The sequence below is a fragment of the Cecembia calidifontis genome (genome assembly GCF_004216715.1).
Classification (GTDB): Bacteria; Bacteroidota; Bacteroidia; order Cytophagales; family Cyclobacteriaceae; genus Cecembia_A; species Cecembia_A calidifontis.
The window spans coordinates 2,426,821-2,449,319 of record NZ_SGXG01000001.1; the positions used below are offsets into that span (position 1 = coordinate 2,426,821).

The 22,499-nt window shown below is 40.1% G+C and carries 18 protein-coding genes, 1 pseudogene and 1 riboswitch; of the genes and pseudogenes, 10 read left to right on the forward strand and 9 right to left on the reverse strand.

Annotation, left to right across the window (positions count from 1 at the left end; all coding sequences use genetic code 11):
- Positions 1–64 precede the first annotated feature (64 nt).
- The gene (gene lipB, locus BC751_RS10530; RefSeq protein WP_130275491.1) at positions 65–781 is read right to left on the reverse strand and encodes a lipoyl(octanoyl) transferase LipB; all 717 of its coding nucleotides are present in this window, start codon (positions 779–781) and stop codon (positions 65–67) included.
- 113 nt (positions 782–894) lie between these two features.
- On the opposite strand from lipB, the gene BC751_RS10535 reads away from it, so the two are divergent.
- The 3 genes and pseudogenes from BC751_RS10535 to BC751_RS10550 all read left to right on the forward strand — a co-directional run bounded on the left by BC751_RS10535 (position 895) and on the right by BC751_RS10550 (position 3,531).
- The gene (locus BC751_RS10535; RefSeq protein WP_130275492.1) at positions 895–1,251 is read left to right on the forward strand and encodes a YraN family protein; all 357 of its coding nucleotides are present in this window, start codon (positions 895–897) and stop codon (positions 1,249–1,251) included.
- Between the two features lie 399 nt (positions 1,252–1,650).
- Positions 1,651–3,162 (forward strand): annotated as a pseudogene (locus BC751_RS10545) (IS1634 family transposase).
- A 6-nt stretch (positions 3,163–3,168) separates the two neighbouring features.
- Complete coding sequence (locus BC751_RS10550) at positions 3,169–3,531, forward strand: YraN family protein (RefSeq protein WP_130275493.1); 363 nt, start codon at positions 3,169–3,171, stop codon at positions 3,529–3,531.
- Between the two features lie 142 nt (positions 3,532–3,673).
- On the opposite strand, the gene BC751_RS10555 is transcribed toward BC751_RS10550, so the two are convergent.
- Complete coding sequence (locus BC751_RS10555) at positions 3,674–4,645, reverse strand: c-type cytochrome (RefSeq protein ID WP_130275494.1); 972 nt, start codon at positions 4,643–4,645, stop codon at positions 3,674–3,676.
- 148 nt (positions 4,646–4,793) lie between these two features.
- Between BC751_RS10555 and BC751_RS10560 the strand changes: the two genes are divergently transcribed.
- Positions 4,794–6,467, forward strand: coding sequence for an IS1182 family transposase (locus tag BC751_RS10560; protein WP_130273766.1), 1,674 nt, complete (start codon positions 4,794–4,796; stop codon positions 6,465–6,467).
- Positions 6,468–6,514: 47 nt separating this feature from the next.
- On the opposite strand, the gene BC751_RS10565 is transcribed toward BC751_RS10560, so the two are convergent.
- From BC751_RS10565 to BC751_RS10580, 4 genes are all read right to left on the reverse strand, one after another.
- On the reverse strand, positions 6,515–7,135 hold the full coding sequence (locus BC751_RS10565) for a helix-turn-helix domain-containing protein (RefSeq protein ID WP_130275495.1): 621 nt from the start codon (positions 7,133–7,135) through the stop codon (positions 6,515–6,517).
- Positions 7,136–7,270: 135 nt separating this feature from the next.
- A complete protein-coding gene (locus BC751_RS10570) occupies positions 7,271–8,269 on the reverse strand; it encodes an ABC transporter ATP-binding protein (protein WP_130275496.1) in 999 nt (332 codons plus the stop codon).
- On the reverse strand, positions 8,269–9,300 hold the full coding sequence (locus BC751_RS10575) for an iron ABC transporter permease (RefSeq protein WP_130275497.1): 1,032 nt from the start codon (positions 9,298–9,300) through the stop codon (positions 8,269–8,271). The genes BC751_RS10570 and BC751_RS10575 overlap by 1 nt, the downstream gene beginning before the upstream one ends.
- Positions 9,290–10,441, reverse strand: a complete 1,152-nt coding sequence (locus BC751_RS10580; protein WP_130275498.1) for an ABC transporter substrate-binding protein — start codon at positions 10,439–10,441, stop codon at positions 9,290–9,292. Before BC751_RS10580 ends, BC751_RS10575 begins: the two co-directional genes overlap by 11 nt.
- A gap of 105 nt (positions 10,442–10,546) precedes the next feature.
- Positions 10,547–10,762: riboswitch (cobalamin riboswitch) on the forward strand.
- A gap of 162 nt (positions 10,763–10,924) precedes the next feature.
- Between BC751_RS10580 and BC751_RS10585 the strand changes: the two genes are divergently transcribed.
- The 3 genes from BC751_RS10585 to BC751_RS10595 all read left to right on the forward strand — a co-directional run bounded on the left by BC751_RS10585 (position 10,925) and on the right by BC751_RS10595 (position 14,731).
- Positions 10,925–12,859, forward strand: a complete 1,935-nt coding sequence (locus BC751_RS10585; protein ID WP_242617436.1) for a TonB-dependent receptor — start codon at positions 10,925–10,927, stop codon at positions 12,857–12,859.
- Entirely contained in the window at positions 12,856–13,908 is a 1,053-nt protein-coding gene (locus BC751_RS10590) for a YncE family protein (protein ID WP_130275499.1), read from the forward strand. The genes BC751_RS10585 and BC751_RS10590 overlap by 4 nt, the downstream gene beginning before the upstream one ends.
- Positions 13,909–13,990: 82 nt before the next feature.
- Positions 13,991–14,731, forward strand: a complete 741-nt coding sequence (locus BC751_RS10595) for an SDR family NAD(P)-dependent oxidoreductase (RefSeq protein ID WP_130275500.1) — start codon at positions 13,991–13,993, stop codon at positions 14,729–14,731.
- A 135-nt stretch (positions 14,732–14,866) separates the two neighbouring features.
- Here BC751_RS10595 and BC751_RS10600 read toward each other — a convergent pair whose 3' ends face one another.
- Positions 14,867–15,361: a SixA phosphatase family protein gene (locus BC751_RS10600; protein ID WP_130275501.1), complete on the reverse strand. Its 495-nt coding sequence runs from the start codon at positions 15,359–15,361 to the stop codon at positions 14,867–14,869.
- A 90-nt stretch (positions 15,362–15,451) separates the two neighbouring features.
- Between BC751_RS10600 and BC751_RS10605 the strand changes: the two genes are divergently transcribed.
- Complete coding sequence (locus tag BC751_RS10605; protein WP_130275502.1) at positions 15,452–15,646, forward strand: cold-shock protein; 195 nt, start codon at positions 15,452–15,454, stop codon at positions 15,644–15,646.
- Between the two features lie 50 nt (positions 15,647–15,696).
- Here BC751_RS10605 and BC751_RS10610 read toward each other — a convergent pair whose 3' ends face one another.
- Both BC751_RS10610 and gndA read right to left on the reverse strand, forming a co-directional pair.
- On the reverse strand, positions 15,697–17,076 hold the full coding sequence (locus BC751_RS10610) for an amidohydrolase family protein (protein WP_130275503.1): 1,380 nt from the start codon (positions 17,074–17,076) through the stop codon (positions 15,697–15,699).
- 6 nt (positions 17,077–17,082) lie between these two features.
- Complete coding sequence (gene gndA / locus BC751_RS10615; RefSeq protein ID WP_130275504.1) at positions 17,083–19,008, reverse strand: NADP-dependent phosphogluconate dehydrogenase; 1,926 nt, start codon at positions 19,006–19,008, stop codon at positions 17,083–17,085.
- Positions 19,009–19,169: 161 nt separating this feature from the next.
- Here gndA and BC751_RS10620 point away from each other — a divergent pair, with 161 nt between their 5' ends.
- Both BC751_RS10620 and BC751_RS10625 read left to right on the forward strand, forming a co-directional pair.
- Positions 19,170–21,497 (forward strand): PIG-L family deacetylase, encoded by a 2,328-nt coding sequence (locus BC751_RS10620; protein ID WP_130275505.1) that lies wholly within the window; start codon positions 19,170–19,172, stop codon positions 21,495–21,497.
- An 84-nt stretch (positions 21,498–21,581) separates the two neighbouring features.
- Positions 21,582–22,454, forward strand: coding sequence for an ROK family protein (locus BC751_RS10625; RefSeq protein WP_130275506.1), 873 nt, complete (start codon positions 21,582–21,584; stop codon positions 22,452–22,454).
- Positions 22,455–22,499: the final 45 nt, after the last annotated feature.

Genomic DNA, 22,499 nt, shown 5'->3' on the forward strand with positions numbered 1-22,499 from the left:
TCAGCCGTTCAGACTTGTTATTCGAATTTTATTTCGAAAAGCTTATTTCAAAGTAATTCTAACTTCAAATCAGCTCCATTTCAAACAGATCAGCTATATGTTTTTTTACTTTTTCTTTGACTTCATTTTCATCAATTGCTTTTCCCAGCTCCAGATGCATAGACGTAACTGCTTTATCAGGGATACCGCAAGGTACAATATTGTTGAAGTAATCGATATTGGCATTGATGTTAAATGCAAAGCCATGCATGGTCACCCATCTGCTGGATTTGACCCCCATGGCACATATTTTTCTAGGATTTTTTTGTTCTACAGTATCTAACCAAACACCTGTAAGTCCATCAATTCTTCCGGCTTCAATACCATATTCCGCCAAAGTTAAAATAATGGCTTCTTCCAAAAGCCTGAGGTATTTATGGATGTCTGTAAAAAAATTTTCCAGATCAAGAATAGGATACCCCACCAATTGACCAGGACCATGATAAGTAATATCTCCTCCCCGGTTGATTTTGTAGAAAGTAGCCTGCTTTTCCGCAAGACCCGCCTCATCGAGTAAAAGATGGGACAATTCCCCGCTTTTTCCCAGCGTGTATACATGAGGATGCTCTACAAACAGCAGGTAGTTTTCAGTTACCTCCTGTTCTTCAGGAGTAAGTTTCCTGTTTTGGATTTTTTTATTTACTATTTGGGCGAAAATTTCCTCCTGAAAATCCCAGGTTTCTTTGTAATCTTTAGTTCCCAGGTCTAGAAATTTTACTTTTTTATTGATAACTTGATTCACAGTTTTTCCTTGATGTGATAAAAAAACGCCTTTTTTAGCACAATGGTTCTTTGAACTGGGAAAGACGTCAGATTTTTGATCTTTTGACTTTTCAAAATTAAACAATATTTGTCATGGCAGAGCACACTCAAAAAGGAAAGCTGGCCGAGGAGCTGGCGAAAGATTGGCTGATAGGTAGAGGGTATGAATTTATGGAGGCCAATTATAGGTACAAACATGCTGAAATAGACCTGATCTTTAAACATAAAGGATTATTGGTATTTGTAGAAGTCAAGTTCCGTTCAGGAACAGGCTATGGCTATGCCGAAGAGTTTGTTGACTTTACCAAGCGAAAATTAATCGTCAAAGCTGCCGACCAATTCATTCACGAAAAAGATTGGCATTATGACATCCGCTTTGATATTGTGGGAGTTTATAAAGACAAAAGTGGACACTTTCACTTTAAGCAGTTTGAAGACGCCTTTTATTAGGAAAGTGAGGAGATGTCTAATTAGCCTTGATGGCCATATACATCTCCTCCCATCGGAGGCAAGACCTTTCGCCGGGCAAATCCGGATAGGATTTATTTTTAGCCTAAATATGTGAGATGGGTAGTGCAATGACTCCCAAAAATCAAATATTAGGTTTGAATTTTTCGATATAGTTTTCAACTGGTGGCAAGGATTGAAGATAAGCAAAAATGGCCTCTAAATCACTTTCCCTCATGCCGGCATACATCATCCAGGGCATGATAGTCTGGAAATCATCTGCTCCCACCTGACTTCGACAGTCGTCAGTCCCATTTTTACATAAAGTATTGAAATATAGATCATTATAATTTTCAGATTCTCAATTTGGGTGTCCCGGGGTGGTTTTTTGTACTTTTAGGCATGTTTGTTCGGAGAAAACCCAATAAAAGTGGCAAGATCAGTGTTCAGGTAATTGAGAAGATCAAAGGTAAAAGCAAGGTTGTAAAAACGATCGGAAGCAGTTCTGATCGATCTGAGGTTGAAAGACTTTTTATTCTTGGGGAGGAATGGATAAAAAACCATAAAGGAGCACTTGAAATCCCCTTCAGTGATGAAGAACGGATTGCCGATTCTGTTCTGGAAAGTGTTGAAAACATCACTGTTTCAGGTACCGAGCTGCTTTTGGACAGGATTTTCAATGATATTGGGTTCAGCGCAATCCAAGATGATATCTTCAGGTGGCTGGTATATTCCAGGATCTGTTTTCCTGCCAGCAAGCTTAAAACCTGTGATTACCTGCTCACCTACCACGGCCTCGAATTCCAGGTTCAGGACCTTTACAGGTACATGGACAAGCTTTACAACAACTATAAGGAAACGGTCCAGCTGATCAGCTTTGAACATACCAAGAGAATACTCGGAGGGAGTATCAATATCGTTTTCTATGATGTTACTACGCTTTATTTTGAAGTGGATCATGAAGATGATCTTAGAAAGAGTGGTTTTTCCAAGGAGGGAAAGCATCAAAATCCACAGATTGTTTTGGGTCTGCTGGTTGGACTAGAGGGATATCCTCTGGCTTATGAGATTTTTGAGGGAAACAAGTTTGAAGGGCATACGATGATCCCTGTGATAGAAGCTTTTAGAAAGAAGTATAGCTTACCTGCTCCGATTGTTGTTGCCGATTCAGGTTTACTGTCAAAAAGCAATGTAAAAGAGTTACGGGACAACGGTTACGAGTTTATTCTGGGAGCAAGGCTGAAAGCTTCCCCTGATAAAAGTAAAGAGAGGATATTGGCTTTTGAACTTGAAAACGGCGAGAGCAGGCTGCTGGATTGGGAGGACGGGCTCAGAATGGTTGTCAGTTATTCAGACAGAAGAGCCAAAAAAGACAGGATCAACAGGGAGAAAGGTCTTAAAAAGCTCGAGAAACAGTTAAAATCAGGAAAGCTCAACAAAAGCCACATCAACAACAGGGGCTATAACAAGTATCTTAAAATGGAAGGGGAGGTAAAGATTGCCCTTGATATTGAAAAGTTTGAACAGGATGGGAAATGGGACGGTCTCAAAGGGTATATTACCAACACAAACCTTGACAAAGACGAGGTCATTGAGAATTACAACAACCTTTGGAAAATAGAAAAGGCCTTCAGGATAACCAAAAATGAAATCAAAGTCAGGCCTGTTTTCCATTATAAACAACGCAGGATCGAAGCACATATAAGCATCGCATTCGTCGCTTACAAAGTGTTTAAGGAACTGGAAAGGCAGTAATTGGAAAAAGGACCAAAACTTTCTCCTCAGAAAGCCATAGAAATAGCAAAAGGGATTTACACTGTTGAAATACAGCTCAAATCTTCAGGTAAAAAGCTGAGAAAGACCCTATTTTTGAACGAAAGTCAACAAAAACTCGCAAAAATGTTCGGTTTTTGATTTTGGGTGTCCCAGTGTCGAAGTCAGGAAAAAGGAAAGCTGGCCGAGGAGCTGGCGAAAGATTGGCTGATAGGTAGAGGGTATGAATTTATGGAGGCCAATTATAGGTACAAACATGCTGAAATAGACCTGATCTTTAAACATAAAGGATTATTGGTATTTGTAGAAGTCAAGTTCCGTTCAGGAACAGGCTATGGCTATGCCGAAGAGTTTGTTGACTTTACCAAGCGAAAATTAATCGTCAAAGCTGCCGACCAATTCATTCACGAAAAAGATTGGCATTATGACATCCGCTTTGATATTGTGGGAGTTTATAAAGACAAAAGTGGACACTTTCACTTTAAGCAGTTTGAAGACGCCTTTTATTAGGAAAGTGAGGAGATGTCTAATTAGCCTTGATGGCCATATACATCTCCTCCCATCGGAGGCAAGACCTTTCGCCGGGCAAATCCGGATAGGATTTATTTTTAGCCTAAATATGTGAGATGGGTAGTGCAATGACTCCCAAAAATCAAATATTAGGTTTGAATTTTTCGATATAGTTTTCAACTGGTGGCAAGGATTGAAGATAAGCAAAAATGGCCTCTAAATCACTTTCCCTCATGCCGGCATACATCATCCAGGGCATGATAGTCTGGAAATCATCTGCTCCCACTTTTTCAGGAACATAATGCTCACCATACATTTTAAATCTTTGGACAAACATTTCTTTTGTCCAATTTCCCAAACCGCTTGGATGGGGCGTGAGGTTGGAGGTTGTCAAAGTACCGTTTGGCATTTCAAATGACCTTCCCCCGGCCAATCGTTCACCCGTATAGCTTCCATTTTCGAATTTGGTGTGGCAATCAGCGCAGGCAGAGGCATTGACCAAATACCCTCCATATGCTACTAAATCTGATGGATCCGGTTTTTTGGTCAGCTGTGCTTTTGCCGGCATTGTCCTCAAAATGAAGTTGAATGGGAAATCGGCCTTTGATTTAGGATGGGCGGTTTCAACTGGCTCTAGAGTCCGTAAATAAGCAATTACGGCCTCGATATCCTCTTGATCGATCAAGCCATAACTGTGATAGGGCATTACAGGGAAAATGGGGGAGCCATCTTTTCTTACACCAGTAGTTATCAGTCTAAAAATCTCGCCATCCGTCCAGTCTCCTATACCAAATGGAGTGATATTGGCGGAAATAAAGACTCCGGGGAAGCCCATGGTCTGGTCAAATCTTTCTCCTCCTGTCATTTCCGTACCGGGAACTGGTGGGCCGGAAAACAGACTGAAATCCCTGACCGAATGGCAGTCAGCACATAACATGACATGATTAGCTAAATATTTTCCATGTGCTACTTTTTCAGGGGTTATTTCCACTTTAAGATCTTCGGGGGCAGGACCTACATTAGGAAGCGCCAAACTGATATAAGCCACAGCTATAATAATCAATGCTATCAGTCCGCTGGCAAAATAAGCCATGATCTTTAAAAACTTTTTCATAGGGGTTAAAAGGTTTTGTTGGTTAAATAATGAAACAAAGGTCAGTAATCGGCTCATGAAATGGGGGGTGTCCGAAAAGTCGAGACACCCTTTTTTTATTGTTGATTTTCTCTAAAATTATTATTTTAGAGTTGAACAAAATACAACAATGTCTAAGGTAGTTTTTAAAAATCAGACTGGCAATTGTCCAGAATTATTTCCGGCAAATATTTTTGATAAAATCCCTGATAACCACCCTGCTCGATTGGTTGACACTGTGGTTAACTCTTTGGATATCAGTGATATTATAAAGAGATACAAGGGAGGCGGTACATCAGCCTATCATCCACGAATGATGATTAAAGTGCTGTTCTACAGCTATTTATCCAATGTGTATTCATGTAGGAAAATAGCCAAAGCACTTAATGAGAACATACATTTCATGTTTATCTCAGGAAACTCAACCCCCGATTTCAGAACCATCAACGATTTCCGCGGTAAAATCTTAAAAGACTCCATCAAGACATTGTTTGCCGAAGTGGTAAAAATGCTTGTTGAGATGGGATATGTAAGCCTTGATGTACAATACATTGACGGAACCAAGATTGAAGCAAAATCCAATAAGTACACTTTTGTCTGGCGTAAGACAGTTGAAAAGCACAAAGAAAGGTTAGAAGGTAAGATCAAGAGTGTTTTATCAGATATCGAAGAAAGCATCCTATCAGATAATCAAGAAGTTAATCAAGAAGAATTGCCTAAAAAAATTGATTCTGAAGAATTAAGGGAGCGGCTTTCAGCCATAAATAAAAAGCTAAAAGAGCCTTCAAAGAAGATTGCTAAGGAGCTTCAAAAACTTCAGGAAGAACATCTTCCCAAGCTGGAGAAGTATGAAAAAGACCTGGAGATTTTGGGGGATAGAAATTCGTACAGTAAGACAGATCATGATGCCACATTCATGAGAATGAAAGAGGACCACATGAAAAACGGACAACTAAAACCCGCTTACAATCCTCAGATATCAACTGAAAATCAATTCATTACCCATGCTACTATCCACCAAACAGCAGGGGATACCACCACTTTAAAATCCCACTTGGACAGTTTTGAAAAATCGTATAGTAAACAAAGTAAAGAGATAGTAGCTGATGCAGGATACGGCAGTGAGGAGAATTATGAAATGCTTGAAAAAAAGGGAGTTGATGCCTATGTGAAATACAATTACTTCCACATGGAGCAAAAGAAGAAGACAAAGAACAATCCTTTTCTTCCCCAAAATCTTTTCTACAATGCAGCGCAAGATTTTTACGTATGCCCCATGGGACAGCGGATGGAGAATGTTGGACAAGGAAAGCGCACTTCAAGCAATGGGTATGTATCTCAAGTAACTTATTATCAGGCAAAAAACTGTGAAGGATGCCCCTTAAGAGCACAATGCCACAAAGCGACAGGTAACAGAAGAATCGAAGTGAACCATAGGTTAAACTTCTTAAAACAGCAGGCCAAGGAAAAACTAATGAATAAAAAGGGGCTTGAACACAGGAGCAAAAGACCAATAGAGGCGGAAGCTGCGTTTGGCCAGCTGAAAAGCAATAATAAATTCAACAGATTTACACTCACTGGTTTAGAAAAAGTGGAATTAGAGTTCTTATTGATGGCAATTGGCCATAATCTGAGAAAAATGGTGGCTAAAAGTATGCACTCTGGACTAAAACTATCTAAAAAATCATCTTTGGGTTATAAACCCTACAATAGTCGGCCGGTATTTTACGTTCCAAAGGAAAATTCTAATCAAAGATCACTGGTAATGGCATTGGATTTTCAAAATCAAAAAATAGCGGCATAAAAAAAGCTGCCCTTTTCGGACAGCCCCTTTAATAAAAGGTCTAAAGATCAGTAACTTCTCAGCTTATGGATCAAATCCGTCCTGTTAATGGCATGCGTTTTTGAAAAAATATTCTTGAGATGGGTTTTAACTGTATTTTTACTCACAAATAATTTAGTTGCAATTTCACTATTGGTAAGACCCTCTTCGACCAAATTGATAATTTCAATTTCCCTGTTGGTAAGCGGGCTTGGGAGTTTGGTATTGATTTTCTCAAAATCAAAATCAGAACCGATATATAAAATTTGTTTTTTTTCGAGAGGAGTAACTCTCTTTTTTTGTTTCCATTTTCGAATGAAGTAAAAAATAATGACCTGGGTAATAACAAGGAATAAGCCTAGAAAAATGACATGCCAATTGTAAAGGCCCCATTCTTTTTCACTAGAGGTATTTACTTCCAATATGTCCGAATACGCCAAAATTGAAATTTTTTCATGGATTTTATTTGGTTTTAGTTCTTTGATTTCTGTGCCAAAAGGAATGGTCTTCAAGGATTCCGGAAGATTTGGGATGCCACCCTGTCCAAAACTGTATTGAAAACTTGAGATAATTGTAAAAAGTACAAGACAAAACTTTGTATTTATTGGATTAATAATTTTCATTTTCCAATTCAGATTGTCTTTTTCCATGATTATTTGTTGAAAAATTTTTGGAAAATCAGATCAGGAATTAGCAATAAAATTCCGTTATTCTATGTTTGTAGTCATAATTTAGTGAAAAAGGTTGATTTATACCAATAAAACTTAATTTTGTTTGGTTTTTGCTTAATTGGCGCCTTCTAAGAAATCAATCAGGCTCTCGATGCTGTAAAATATTTTTGTTTGTTGATTTCCAATTAGTTGTATGGCAAAAGGCTCTTCTGTTACCAAAATGTGAAGGTCCTTTAAATGCTTTGAAAACCCCTTTTTTGCCAGTGCTGCTTTGATCCATATGACGGGAATTTGGGGACCTTCGATATTAACGCTGTTTTTTTGATCCTTTTGAATTATTTTACCGGAAAGGGCGTCAAATGCAAGTCCTTTTCCTGGCAATAAAACATTCATTTGATTTCGGATAATAAGGTCCTCAGGAATCCCTATTACCAGAGGTATGCCACACTGCATCAGCCAAAAGACATCTGCAGTTTCAATGGCTACCTCTAAGTCATGCGTTGTGATCAAGATGGCTTTATGCGCTTTCTTGGCTAATTTTTTTAAAAGATGCATGATTTCCAGTCTATTGACAAGATCCAGATGAGCAGTGGGTTCATCGAGAATTAAAATTTCGCCATCCTGAGCCAAGGCTCTGGCAATCATGGCTTTTTGAAGTTGTCCATCACTTAATTCGCTTAAGTGGCATTCGCTCAAGTATTGGATATTGGTGGCCTCAATGGCTTTTTCTACTTTCTCTTTGTCCTGCTGTCTGAGCTGACCTAACCAGCCGGTATGCGGAATTCTTCCCAGTTCAACCAATTGCCTGACTGTAAGTGAACCTGTACTTACCTTTTCTGTAAGTACTACAGAGATTTTTTTAGAAATTTCATGTAAACTGTATTCTCTGAGAGGTTTTTCCAAAAGGGTAATGTTTCCTTGAATAGCTGGAATTTGCCCCATGATTGTTTTGATCAAAGTCGATTTTCCTACTCCATTTGGACCTAACAAGCAAGTAAGTTTGCCTTTTTCCAAATGGAAATTCAGGTTTTCAGCTACCACTTTTTTTCTTCCTGCTTTGTGATAGCCTATGGAAAGACTTTCTGCTTTTAATATGGAGTTTTGTTTGTCCATTAGAACTCTTTTGAAAAATTTCTTCTCAATATCAACCAAATGACCATGGGTGCCCCTATTAAAGAAGTTACAGCATTGATCGGCAAAGTCTGTGCACTTCCGGGTAGTTGGCTTATTGCATCACAAAAAAGCATAATGATAGCCCCTGCAATAGCAGAACCTGGTAGCAGGATCCGGTGGTCCCCTGATTTAAAAATTAATCTTGCCATATGGGGAACAGCAATTCCGATAAATGCAATTGGGCCACATATGGCTGTGGTACTTCCTGCGAGAATACCAGTGCTCAGAATTATCCCCCATCTTAGTCTTTTAATGTTTATTCCCATACTTTCGGCATAGGCCTCACCCAAGAGCATGGCATTGTAGGATTTTAGCAAGAATAAGGCGGGTAGCAGCCCTAGGAGGCTTGCAATCAACAATCCCAATAATTGCGTATAAGAGCTGATGCCCAAACTCCCCATTGACCAAACGGTGAAAAGCTTCAACTGCTCTGCTCCCGAAAAATAAGAAAGGACAGCAACAATAGCTGATACTGCCGAACCAAACATTAGTCCTACAATCAGTAAAGTCATACTGTCCCGGACTCTCCACGCTGTAAAGCTTATGAGGAGAAGGACAAGGATAGCCCCTAAACTGGCTGAAATGATGATAGACCAGACTCCAAGTTGGCCAAAATAAATAACCCACCCGAATGCAGTACTTGCCATTACCATAATTGCCACTCCCAATCCAGCCCCAGAACTTATTCCCAGAACATAAGGGCCTGCTAAGGGATTTCGAAAAAAGGTCTGCATTTGTAATCCGCTGATAGAGAGGTTGATTCCGGCTAGTATTGCAGTGATCGCCTTTGGTAGACGGAATTCCATTAGGATGGTTTCCCAGGAAGCTTTCAAAAATGGTTTTCCTGTGATTCTCGATGCAATGTCAGGGAATGGAATATGCACTGATCCAATCGAAAGATTCAGGATAAACAGCAAAAGGCAAATAATCAGCCCCAATAGAAAAGTGATATATATGGGTTTATTTTTCATTCAGTCGGCTGTAAAAATATGGGGTATAATCCGGTAATATATCAGGATACATGATTTTGATTAAATCCTTAAGAATGAGGTCAGGTCTTAAATATCCCAATTCAAAGTATTCCACCCCACCTTTGATCCCTTTTTTCTTCGTGTAAGTATATACTTGTCCCTTCTGAAAAGCTTGGAAATAGGTATACCTTGGGTCAGCTTTCCCCATTTCCTCCAAAGAATTGTGATCAGCTGCGCCAATCCAAAAATCAGCGTCCTGTGCCTTTTCAAACACGTATTCATAACTCAATTGTATGCTTCCTGTTCCTGGATGATCCTTAAAACCGTAATCCCCTCCTGCTGCCTGGATTAGTTTAGCTCCCCAACTGTCGGCTCCAGGAACATACCATATGTCTTTATACATCACACCAGACATTATTTTTGGCTTATGGGTTTGATCATTCTTTTTAGCCAAGGCCTCAGCCTCTTCATAAGCATTTTTGATGGCCTCAAAAGCTTGATGCGCTTCCTCCCACCTGCCCAATAAAGCTCCGGTAAACTTGATCCATTCTGCCCTTCCTAAGGGATGACCCTCCAGATATTCCCCATTCAAGGGGGCTGGAATACCGGATTTTTGAAAAAGGTCCAGGTTTCGTAAATCTTCACCCAAGGTAGAAATCATAATCCAATCAGGCGCTAGATCGATGACCATTTCAACATTGGTCTGTGCTCCCTTTCCCAAATCTTTCACTTTTCCAAGATGGATCATTTTCCTTACTTTTTCAGAGGAAATCAGGTCAAGATTTGGAAATCCGATCAATGTTGAACTTTCTCCCAAATATTCCAAATGGGGAATTTGGGTAGTTGAGGTAAGGATTACTTTTTTGACAGGTAATTGGATGATGGCGTCAAATTTTCCTTTTGGGATTTCACCTTGTTGTTCCATCACCAGATACCTAAAGGGCTGATGCTTTCCGGGGAAAGCTTGAAGTACTTCTAAAACTTTAAAACCTATTCCTTGGTACACCTTAAATCCCTCGGCGTAATCCAATTCCAGGAGCTTGTAATCCAGGTCGGTTTTTTGTTCAGCGTGTTGGCATGAAAGCAATGCCAGAAATAAAAGAAAAAAGATGCTCTGTTTATTTGAAAATAATGCTTTCATACTATCGGGCTTGAATTTAGCCCCAAAGATAGGTAGCCCAATTGAAAAGGCAGGATTAAAAATTTCAATATTTAAATTTAAACACTTTTCCGATAAAATTTATTATGTTTGCACCAGAAAAACGGTTCCCGAACCTTTTTGGAACTCGGGATTAAAAGGGAATCCGGTGTGAAACCGGAGCTGTCCCCGCAACTGTAACCCCATCCCGACCTCGTCGGGATAGAGATTTGCCTTCCTCTATGCCATTGCCTCATTTTATTGGGGTGAGAAGGCCGGTAAGTCCAGGGAAGCCAGGAGACCTGCCATTTTTCTTCATATTCAAAGCTTTCGGGTGAAAGGCTGAGGTAAAATCTACGGGTATCAATCTTTCTTTTGATTATTTCTGAAAAGAAAGATGATCTACTCACATTATTCTATCTCAATTATTTACACGGTATGGCTTTGGGTTAAATAGGTGTTCCACTTCATTTAATTCAAAAGACATTGATTGCTTGGTTGCTGTTGTTTTATCAGGGTTTTTACTCCTTGGTACCTGAGGCTGCTTTCCATAAAAAAGTAGGCAGGCACCATTATGGACTTTCAGAAATTATAACAGAAGGAATTCCTCAGGATACAGTGCATCTCGGTGAAGTGGAGGTTTTCTCACCAGCCTTGGACAAATACACCCATGGACAACAGATAAAAGCCATCAAATCCGAAGATTTGAGAGATTTTCAAGGATTTGGATTGTCTGATCTGATTCAACAGCGTACAGGTTTGTTTTTGAGACAGTATGGTCCCGGTATGCTGGCCTCTCTGACCATGCGCGGGACTTCGGCTGGACACAATGCGGTGTTTTGGAATGGCCTACCTATTAATAGCCCCTCCTTGGGACAAACAGATTTTTCCATTCTCCCCGTGGGAGCATTCGATGAGGTTCAACTTCACTTAGGAAGTGGAGGAGCTTTGTATGGCACAGATGCCATTGGTGGCACTGTACATTTGAATTCCAGGCTGAAATTTGGTCAAGGTCATTCTTTTCAGACTGATAGCAATTTGGGCAGCTTTGGGCGTTGGAACCAACAGCTGCAATATGGCTTTTCTAACAAACGTATTTCGCTCAGGACAAGAGTTTACAGAAATATTGCAGAAAATGACTTTCCCTTTCCCAACCTTGCCAAACCTGGAATTCCAATAGAAAGACAGGAGCATGCAGCTTTTTATCAGGAAGGATTTTCACAGGATCTTGCCTTCCAAATCAAGCCAAATCAGCTGATCAGCAGTTCCCTTTGGTACAATCAGACGGAGAGGGAAATTCAGCCGGTTATGGGTTCCAATACCCTGGATAGTCAAGAGGACAGGAGTTTGCGATGGGTTTTGGATTATTTCAATTTTGGGATCAAGAAGACTTGGAATTTTAAAACAGGAATGGTCAGGGACCAGCTTATTTTCAATAGCATTGAAAATAATACTTCACAGTTTTTTCTCATTGGTGATATGGACTGGGAGATCAGTCCAAAAATTTCAAGTAAATCTGGGGTGCGGTATACTCACGTGCATGGTAAGTTGAGTACCTATGAGGCAAAGGAAAACAGAATTGAGCTGTATCAAAGCACCAATTTTAGTGTAGCAGAAGATTTGAAAATTTCCATAAACCTCAGGCAATTTGTTTATGATGGTATTTTAGCCCCTTTTACACCCAGTTTGGGCGCTGACTGGATACTGTTTTCAAAGAAAGTAAATGAGTTGAAATTACATGTCAATGGAGCAAGAAGCTTCAAAATTCCCACACTGAACGACAGGTTTTGGGAACCAGGGGGGAATAGGGGTTTATTGCCTGAATCTTCTTGGAGTGGGGAACTCGGCGTTTCATATCTTTTTAAAAATGAAAGATTTAAGCTGAACCAACAGCTTACACATTACCGCATGTGGGTTGATAATTGGATCATTTGGATTCCAAAGGGAAATATTTGGTCTCCCGAAAATATTAGACAGGTTCACAATAAGGGCATCGAATATGCTTTCAATGCGGATTATCAATTGGGAAATTGGACTTTTGAGGCGCAGGGTAATTATAACTGGACCAGGGCAATCAATCAGACCAATATTTCCGAAAATGACCGAAGTGCTGGCAATCAACTGCCTTATACCCCTATTCATAAATTCCAATCCCTTATTGGGGTCAAAAGGGGATGGATCCATAGTTACCTCAATTATCATTTTACAGGTGCCAGATTTGAAGCAATGGACAATATTTCCTATTTGACACCGTACGCCCTTTGGGATTGGGGATTTAGGATTGGGGAAATTCATGCCCTTAAGATAAAAGGTAGCTTGGGATTTCAGTTAAACAATGTATTTAATACCTCCTATCAGGTCCTGCGACTTAGGGCAATGCCGGGAAGAAATTATCAAATCAATATACAGATAAAATTATGAGAAAATTCAGCATTTATGGATTAGCGTTAATTGGGCTTTTATCTCTTTTTTCCTGCATGGAAGACAGCCCACAGATTCCTTTGGGAGAATTTGAAAAAGGTATTTTGATCATGAACGAAGGTGCTTTTGGAGCTAATGATGGAGAAGTTTATCATTATGACCCAGCTACAGGAACGATCCAACAAAATGTTTTTGAGTCAAAAAATGGAAGGCCATTCGCCGGATTATTACAAGATATGGTTGCATCCGAAGGAAGGTTGTATTTGGTGGCCAATACGGGGAAAGTGGAGGTAGTAGGTCTGAAAGATTTTACAAGTAGAGGAGCAGTTACTTCCGGGTTGGACATTAGCCGCTCATTGGTAATTGCCAATCAAAAAATGTATATCTCCGACTGGGGGCCTTATGATGCCAATTTTAACAACCCTAATTCCTATATAGCTATTGTAAATCACTTGGATGGTGGTACAGTCAGTAAAAAAATCCCTGTATCCACACGTCCCGAGGGGATGTTTGTAGCGGGTAATCAGCTTCTCATTGGATGTTCAGATGCAAAAAAGTTAGAAGTTGTTTCATTAGCCACAGATGAGCTTGTCAAGACCATTGCTTTGGAGGGAATGCCTACACGGTTTTTTGAATCGGAGGGGAAGTTGTATTTGTTTGCGAGAGATTCGGAAAAGGTTTACTTCCATGAAATCAATCGAAATAATATAGAAATTATCAATACAGTATCAGTTTCTTTGGCCCGTGCTACTTCAAATTTTGCCCTTACTGACAGCGGGGAGTTACTGGTGATTACATCCACTGGTTGGCCCAGCTATAATGACGCCGTAGCTAAAGTGAAAGTTGCAACCGGAGAGGTGATCAGTGCGGAGCTTTTTACCGGGTCTGGATTTTACGGAATAGGGTATCATGTCGATCGGAAGGAAATTTATATTGCTGATAATAATGCATTCCAAGGAAATGGTACAGTGATAGTGCTTGACCAAAGCGGCATACAGAAGAAAACAATTCCAGCTGGTAGGGGGCCGTCTGGGTTTTTGATGAGGTAAATAAAAAACCAAACAAAGCTCCGGAATTTTGGATGGTTTAATTTAAGCTGATAGATTAGCGATAAAAAGATTCATAGAAAGCATGTCAATAGCCTGTAATTTATTCATTGTCACAGGATCAAGTAAAGGGATTGGGAGAGCCTTGGTGGAGTTGTTGTTGAAGGACCAGAATAACAAGGTTATTGGAATTTCCAGGTCTCAAAAACCTATAGCGGGTCCTGGGTTTTCCGGTTTGAATTTGGATCTTTCAGATATGGGCCAGATCATAGAAAATCTGGAAAAAATTTTTCCAAATGATAATTTTCGAAAAATTGTCCTGATAAACAATGCAGGTTGGATTGGCGAAATTAAGCATCTGGGTAAATTGGATCCTGAAAGTATCCGGAAAATATTCATGTTAAATACCGTAGCTCCGACTATTTTGATGAATACTTTTATCCAGCGTTTTGCCCATAGAAAGGATGCTGAGCGCTTGATTATCAATATCAGTTCCGGGGCCGCCAAAAAAGCCATTGACGGTTGGGCATGTTATTCTGCATCTAAGGCAGCCATCAATATGCTCAGCGAGGCAGCTTCGTTGGAGGCAAGCTTGGACAAAACAGGTATCAGGGTATTCTCCGTCGCTCCCGGCGTGGTAGATACAGACATGCAATCAGAAATCCGATCAGCAGATGAAGGTTCCTTTTCTTCCCTTTCAAAATTTGTGGGATTAAAAGAGAATAACCTGCTCAGCACAGCGGAGTATGCAGCCCAAAAGTTGTTAGAATTGATCCGGAATCCGGACCGTTTCCAGACTGTTTTACAGGATGTCAGGGAGTATTGAAAAAGAAACAATCCTTTTTTTTACTAAGGAAAACAAAAATAGAATGCAATATAGTATGCTGTATTAAAGCACAAATTTGAGATTTCATAATGAAATGGGTTTTAGATAAAGCATTAATTCGGATTGAAATAGCCCTTAATCCTCTTTTCGTTTGGGATAGTCAAAAAACCAGACTTTTGCATTTTTTTTGCTGATTTCCTCCCAATCATCCACGTCAAACTTAAACCCGAATTCTCCTGTGGTAGGTAGATTGTCAATATCTCCTCCTAATTTGTCTATGAGGTCATTAAATCCCGGGTTATGGCCAAAAACAAAAAGGGTTTTAATGTCTTTTTTCGATTTTTTTATTTCATTGAGAATATTACTTGCAGAAGCCATATAGAGCGTTTCAGTGAATTTGATCTTTTCTTTAGGAAAATGGAGGTTCTCTGCAAAAATCAGGGCAGTTGATTTCGCTCTTGCGGCATCTGATGAAATTATGGCATCAGGAAATATCTCTTTTTTCTTTAATCTTTGCGCCATTCGGGGCGCATCCCTAAGACCACGTTCTGCCAATGGACGTTCATGATCATTTAAAAATGGGTCGTCCCAGGAAGATTTTGCATGCCGGATGAGTACTAGCTTTTTCATTTCGGTAATTTAGCAAAATTATTTTTTGTTTTTTTAAGTAGTCTTGTTTACATTTATGTTACATTTAACCACATAATTCTTAAATTTATCATGCTTACCGGAACAGTAAAATTCTACAATGATGCCAAAGGCTTTGGATTTATCATTGATGACGAGTCTCAAAGTGATATATTTGTCCATGCCACAGGCTTGGTAGACAAAGTCGCTCAGAACGACAAAGTTACTTATGATGTAAAAGACGGCAAAAAAGGTCCTAACGCTATAAATGTTAAAAAAGTAATGTAATAGTATCGATTAGGTCAGGAAATTAAGAGCGCCCTCCTAAGAGGGCGTTTTTATTTACGGACATTTTTCTCTTCGATTCTTTTCAATTCCGCTTTCAGTTTTTCCTGATTGATCCAATTCCCACGGAGCATCAGCCCTTGAATGTTTTTTAATTCATTCAAATCCATCAATGGATTTCCTGAAAGCAAGACAAAATCTGCTGCCGATCCTTTTGATAATTCTCCAAATTCCCCCTCCTGTTCAAAATAAATGGCAACATTTCTGGAGCCTGACCTCAAAATATCCAAGCGACTAAGACCAGATTCATACATGGATTTGATTTCATTATGAATTGAAAAACCTGGTACATTAAAGACTTGGGGGGAATCTGAACTCAATAGGATGGGAACTCCCGCATCATAGAGTGTCTTCAATAGCTTTTGCCTGAATTCCAAGTATGGTCTTACATTTTCCTCCTTCAGTACACCTTGATTTTCCAATAGTTTTTTCTGGTTGACCCATTGTTGAACCTGAATACCTGGCATATATTTCATGTCTTCTTCCAACCTGAATTCATCAGCGGGGATATATCCAAAAAATCTTTCAAACAATGTCAAGGTGGGTGCAATCCAAGCCTTAGTATCCAAGGTTAGTTGAACCATAGCCGGGAGTTTAGTCATGTCTGCTTCTTTGACCAGTAACATGCTGAAAGGGCCTGCTACCTGCAGATCAAGTCTGGACTTATCCGCTATCAAAGCTTCGATATAGCCATCCATATGTTCTATTGAGCGATAACCATGTTTCAGGGAATTTTCCAGACCAACATCCAGTGAAACATGCCCTCCGAATTTGATCCCTACTTCTTTGGCGGTATTGGCTATAGCCAAAAAGCGGGGCATATCAAGCCCTGGATGTAACTTAAGGTGATCGAAGCCTGAAGCCTTTTGTTCCCTTGCCATTTTTTCGCCCATTTCAGGGGATTCCACAGATGTTCCATTTAAAGATTGTCCTGCAGCAAATATTCTTGGGGCGATTATTTCTCCGGTATCAATTTTCCTTTTCAGTTCCAAATGGGAAACATGTCCAATCATCCCCCTCACATTCAGGATGCCATTGGCAAGGTAAAGCCACATCACGTCCTGAACATATGAAAAGTCCCCTGTTTCTGTAATCGGGATGTGGGAATGCATTTCAGCAAGGCCCGGAAAAGCAAAAGCCCCATTACCGTCTATTTGATCAATACTTTTTAAGCCTGATGATAGCCCTGACATGGCATATATATCATGGATTTTCCCATCCTTTACATGAATAGCCTGGTTTTCGATGACATCTTCATTGTTTAAAGTGATGAGATGGATATTCTTTACAAGATATTCCTGAGCCTGGACCGGAATGTGTTGGTATAAGACTCCTAAACATAATAATATCAAGACATTAAGTGATTGCTTCATGTTGGGCTATTTTAAGTTTAATTGTTTGTATTTAAGGGTGGTCCAGTCTGTATGTCTTGGCAACCCTTCAGGGTCATCTTTTCTTTTATAGGTATGGGCACCAAAATAATCCCTTTGGGCCTGGATAAGGTTAGCGGAAGAGTCATCTGTGATCCTGCCAAGAAGGTAGTTTAAGGAAGCAGACATGACCGGTAAGGCAAAGTCATGTTGGAGTCCCATTCCCACAATATATGCCAAATCGGGTTTCCATTCTTTAATTTTCCCAATTAAAGCTTTGTGGTGGAATATGGAATGGTTGGATTGGAAGAATTCTGCCAAATCCTCCATTAGTGAGGACCTGATGATACATCCATTGGTCCATATTCTTGCGATCTCTGAAAAGTTCAGATTCCATTCCAAAGCATCTGAAACATTTTGCATCAGTTTAAAACCCGTTTCATGGTTAATAATTCGGGTTAGGGCATAGGCATTTTTCAGGTGTTCTAACATAAGCACCTTATCCTCCGCAAATGCCCTGAACCGGTGATGAAAAATTTGTGATAAATCGCTTCTATCCTTTTTATTGGCAGAAAGCTGTCTTGCCGTTACAGCCTCAAAAAGCGAACTGTAGGGGCTATTGTACTTTAGGGCTGTTTGAATGGACCAACCTCCTGTACCCTTTTGCTCTGCCTGATCGAGGATCATGTCCAAAAGGAATTCATTATTTTCTTTTATTTCAAGAATATCCGCTGTGATTTCTAGAAAATAGCTTTTCAGTCCTCCGGTAATCCAGTTTCTAAGGACCTTTGCGGATTCAGGAAGGCTAAGCTTTAAGCCAAAGCGGAGCAAATGAACGGTCTCTGCTATGGCCTGCATCTCACCATATTCTATACTATTGTGGACCATTTTGATAAAATGGCCAGCTCCCTGAGGACCAACATATGTTACGCATGCCATTCCTTTTTTATCTTTGGCAGCGATTTTTTCCAAGTAGGCTGACATCAGATCGTAGGCAGCCTTATTGCCACTGGGCATGAGCGAAGGTCCTTTTCTTGCGCCCTCTTCTCCGCCTGATACCCCCATTGGAAGGAAGTGAATTCCTTTTTTGGAAAGTTCGTCACTTCTTCTATTGGAATCCTCAAAAAAAGAATTACCTCCATCAATGATAATGTCTCCTTCATTGATCAAAGGGAGCAATTGTTCAATTTGGAGGTCAATGGCCTCACCCGCAGGAATCATCAACAGAATTTTTCTTGGGAGTTCAAGGGCGCTTACAAATACTTCGAGGTCGTCAAATCCTTGAAGTAGAGGGAATTGCTGATTCTTTGCGGCAAAATCTGAAGCAATTTTTTCTTCTTTTCCCGGAACATGCCTATTGTACACAGCCACAGGTATTCCTTTCTCCGCCATATTTAAGGCAAGACTTTTGCCCATGACCCCCATTCCGATAATTCCTACATGTGATTTGGGGCTTTCTGAAAAGATATGATCCAAAATGGTCTGCACCAGTTCTTCAGGGGATTTTTTTATGTCTAAATGAAGACCATAAGCAGGCTGTTCCCAAGTGTCCAACTGAGAAGTCAGCAATCCCGGGGGCATGTAATGGTTTTTCCTGTTTCTGAGCCTTTCCTCTAAAATGAGTTTCTCCCCTTGAAGGTGTATCCAAAAATTATGAGGCACAGATTGGAGGATTGACCTATAAGCCTCTTTAAGGGCTGAACAGGCAAGAATTGCTCCACCGCTTTTTTCCCATTCTTGGATTTTTTCAGCCAAATGATTTAGCCATGGCATGCGGTCCATGTCAGTTAAGGGTATTCCCTGGGACATTTTCTCCACGTTGGCGCTGGGATGAAAATCGTCCGCATCAAAAAATGGCAGTTTGATTTTTTCCGAAAGAAGGGTGCCAATCGTGGTTTTTCCACTTCCAGAGACACCGGTAACAATACATATCATGGTCCAATTTAGCAATTTTAATTTTCACAGTGAAAATGGCGGATTTTTCTCTTAATATATTTTATTGAACGGAAATTACTTTTTTAAAAATTTTATTAAAGTTTGTTTTTTTAAACAAAAGTTTTTTATTTTGTATCACAGTTAACCTTAAAACCCTTCATATGCTCAGCAATTATCCGCTTTCCGAAGTAGAAAAGGCCTTCCAGGCTGAGTCTGGAATTACTTCCATCAGCACAAAGATCCCATATCTGACCGTTGATAACTTTCCAAAACTTGGATTGATCACGGCATGTAGATTTCTTGAATGGGCAGCAGAAAATCCGCAAGGCGTTATCAGTTTGCCTACTGGAAAAACCCCTGAATACTTTATCAAATGGACCCAATACCTATTGGAAAATTGGGACTCTAAAAAGGGGAAAGAAATAAGGGAGAAGTATAATTTGGGTAAAACCAAAAAACCGGTTTTGAAGGATTTGACTTTTGTGCAGATTGATGAGTTTTACCCGATCTCTTCAAAGCAAAACAATAGTTTTTTTCACTATGTCAACAAATTTTACCTGGAGGGATTTGGCTTAAGTAAAGAAAAAGCCATTTTGATCAATTCAGATGAAATTCCTTTGGCACAGGGCAAACATTTCGCAGAGTTATTTCCTGATTTGAAGGTGGATCTTTCCTTAAGGTTCAGGGATCCGATAAATGCTTTTGAAAAAATCCAGCAAGAATCCATTTACATGATTGACCAATGGTGCGCTGATTATGAGCAAAGGATCAGGGATTTAGGAGGTATAGGTTTCTTCTTAGGGGGTATAGGACCTGATGGTCATATTGCGTTCAATACCAGAGGGTCGCATTTGTTTTCTCCTACCCGCTTGACAGAGACTAATTTTGAAACTCAGGCCGTAGCTGCGGGTGATTTGGGAGGAATAGAAGTTTCAGCCAACCGATTGGTAATCACCATCGGTTTGGAGACCATTACCTACAATAAAGATGCGGTGGCCATAATCATTGCCGCAGGAGAAGCCAAAGCCCAAATCGTTAAAGATTCCTTAGAGCATAGTCTCAATAACATATATCCCGCTACAGTCCTTCAAAAACTCAAAAATGGCAGGTTCTATCTGACAAAGGGTGCTGCTGTCCGTTTGACCGATTCTGTGGACAGTTATTATAAGTCAGGGGAATGGACATGGGAAAAGACCGAAAGGTCGGTTATTGAACTTTGCAAAAAGTTAGGAAAGTATGGCCACAGGTTGAAATTGGAAGACCTGAAGAGTGACAAATATACTTCAATGATTCCCAATCTTTCGGAAGATACAGTGAGTCAGGTAATGAAAAGTATTGTAGAGAAGCTGAACAGGGGAACAACCAAGGAAAAGGATCAGGTAATTCTCCATACTGGCCCTCATCATGATGATATTTCATTGGGGATTTTGCCTCATATTACCAATCAACTTCAGGAAAACAGCAATCAGGCCCACTTTTCGGTGCTCACATCTGGGTTCACTGCTGTAACCAATACTTTTGTGATTGAGACCTTGCTCCATACCAGAAAACTTTTGGATGAGGGACAAATCCAGATGGTGAACTATGATGATTTCTTTGAAATTGGGTACAAGCTCAAAACAGATAAGGATGTATACCATTACCTTACAAAGGTTGCTGCAGAGGATGTTGAAGGAAGGAAGCGAGGACTAAGTCACAGGGTAGTGAGGGCCTTGGTCGAGATTTTTGAAGTGAAAAATAAGCATAAACTCAGAGAGACAATCAACGATGTTATCAGCATTTTGAGGAACAGTTATGATGGTGAAAAGAATCCTTCCAAAATCCAAAAACTTAAAGGAATGATCCGTGAGTTTGAGGAAGAGTTGGTTTGGGCGCATTTTGGTGTTCAGGTCAAAAATGTACATCACCTGAGACTGGGATTTTATACAGGAGACATATTTACCGAGCAACCTGACAAAAAGCGCGATGTGGAACCCATCGTGGAGATGTTCAGAAGGATCAATCCAACAAAAATCAGCTTGACCCTTGATCCCGAAGGATCTGGTCCAGATACCCATTACAAGGTTTTGCAAGCTACAGCAGAGGCAGTCAGACAGTGGGGAGAGGAGAAGGATTTGAGTGAACTGAGAATAATAGGCTACAGGAACGTTTGGTTCAAGTTTGAGCCTCATGAGGCCAACGTCATCGTACCGGTCTCTTTGGGTGATATGGCAGTAATGGAAGATTCTTTTGCCAATTGCTATCTCAGCCAGGTGAATGCCTCTTTCCCAAGTTACTCACACAATGGCAAATTCAGCACTGTGGCCAAAAGAATATGGGTAAGCCAGCTAAATGATATCCAGTTGTTGCTGGGCAAGAATTATTTCTACCTTCATGAAACGGCAAAAGTTAGGTCCAGTCACGGGTTGATTTTCTTCAAAGACATGAATGTGGAGGAGTTTTTGGCGCATGCCAGAGAATTGGAAAAATCCATTGAAGGTATGATCTGATGATAAAAAAATAGGAGCAAAAGGGAAGGAGAATGGAAATGCCATTCTTCTTTTTCCTTTTTTAAACTTTGAAAATTTAGCTTTATGCTTAAACCCTCTCAAGTTATTTTAGGACTGGATATTGGAGGCACCACTATCAAGGCCGGAGTGATGATCAATGGCAAACTGCATAATGTTCGCAGTATAGACACCCCTTTTCTTGAAAGCCAAGAGGTAATTTTGGACACCATCGCTGATTTCATTGGCACTTATCTTGATTTTGATTTTTCTGCAATAGGAATAGGTATTCCGGGTTTGATCGATACGGAAAACGGGATCGTTTTGAACCTGGGCAACATTCCCTCTTTCACCAAAGTTTTTCTCAGGGACTTTTTGCAAAGCAGGTTTGGGAAACCGGTTTATTTAAATAATGATGCCAATTGTTTTGCACTTGGAGAGTATAAATTTGGAGCGGCCAAGGTATTTAAGCATGTCGTGGGAATTACCATTGGAACTGGAGTGGGGACAGGAATAATTGTCAATGGACATCTGTATTGTGGATTTAACTGTGCAGCGGGCGAGTGGTGTTCTGTTCCCTATTTGGATAAGGATTTTGAGTTTTATTGCAGCAGTAAGTTTTTTCTTTCCAACTATGGGAGAAAACCCAAATCTTTATATAAAAAGGCCTTGGAGGACGATCCGGAGGCATTGAGGGCTTTCAGTGAATTTGGTCATCATTTGGGTGAACTTATTAAAAACATTCTCTATGCTCTGGCCCCTGAGGCCATTGTTTTGGGAGGTTCAATACGGAAGGCATATCCCTTTTTTAAAGACAGTATGCTGGCCAATATTGCTACTTTTAAGTATCCTTCTGTCAGTTCCAATTTAAAAATTCTTATATCTGCTTTAGATGAAACAGCCATTCATGGGGCTGCGGCTCTGGTAGATGAATTTGCAGTATCGGTAGATTCTATTTGATCCATTTTTTAGAGTGATTTAAATATGGAGCCCCAAAAGGGCTTT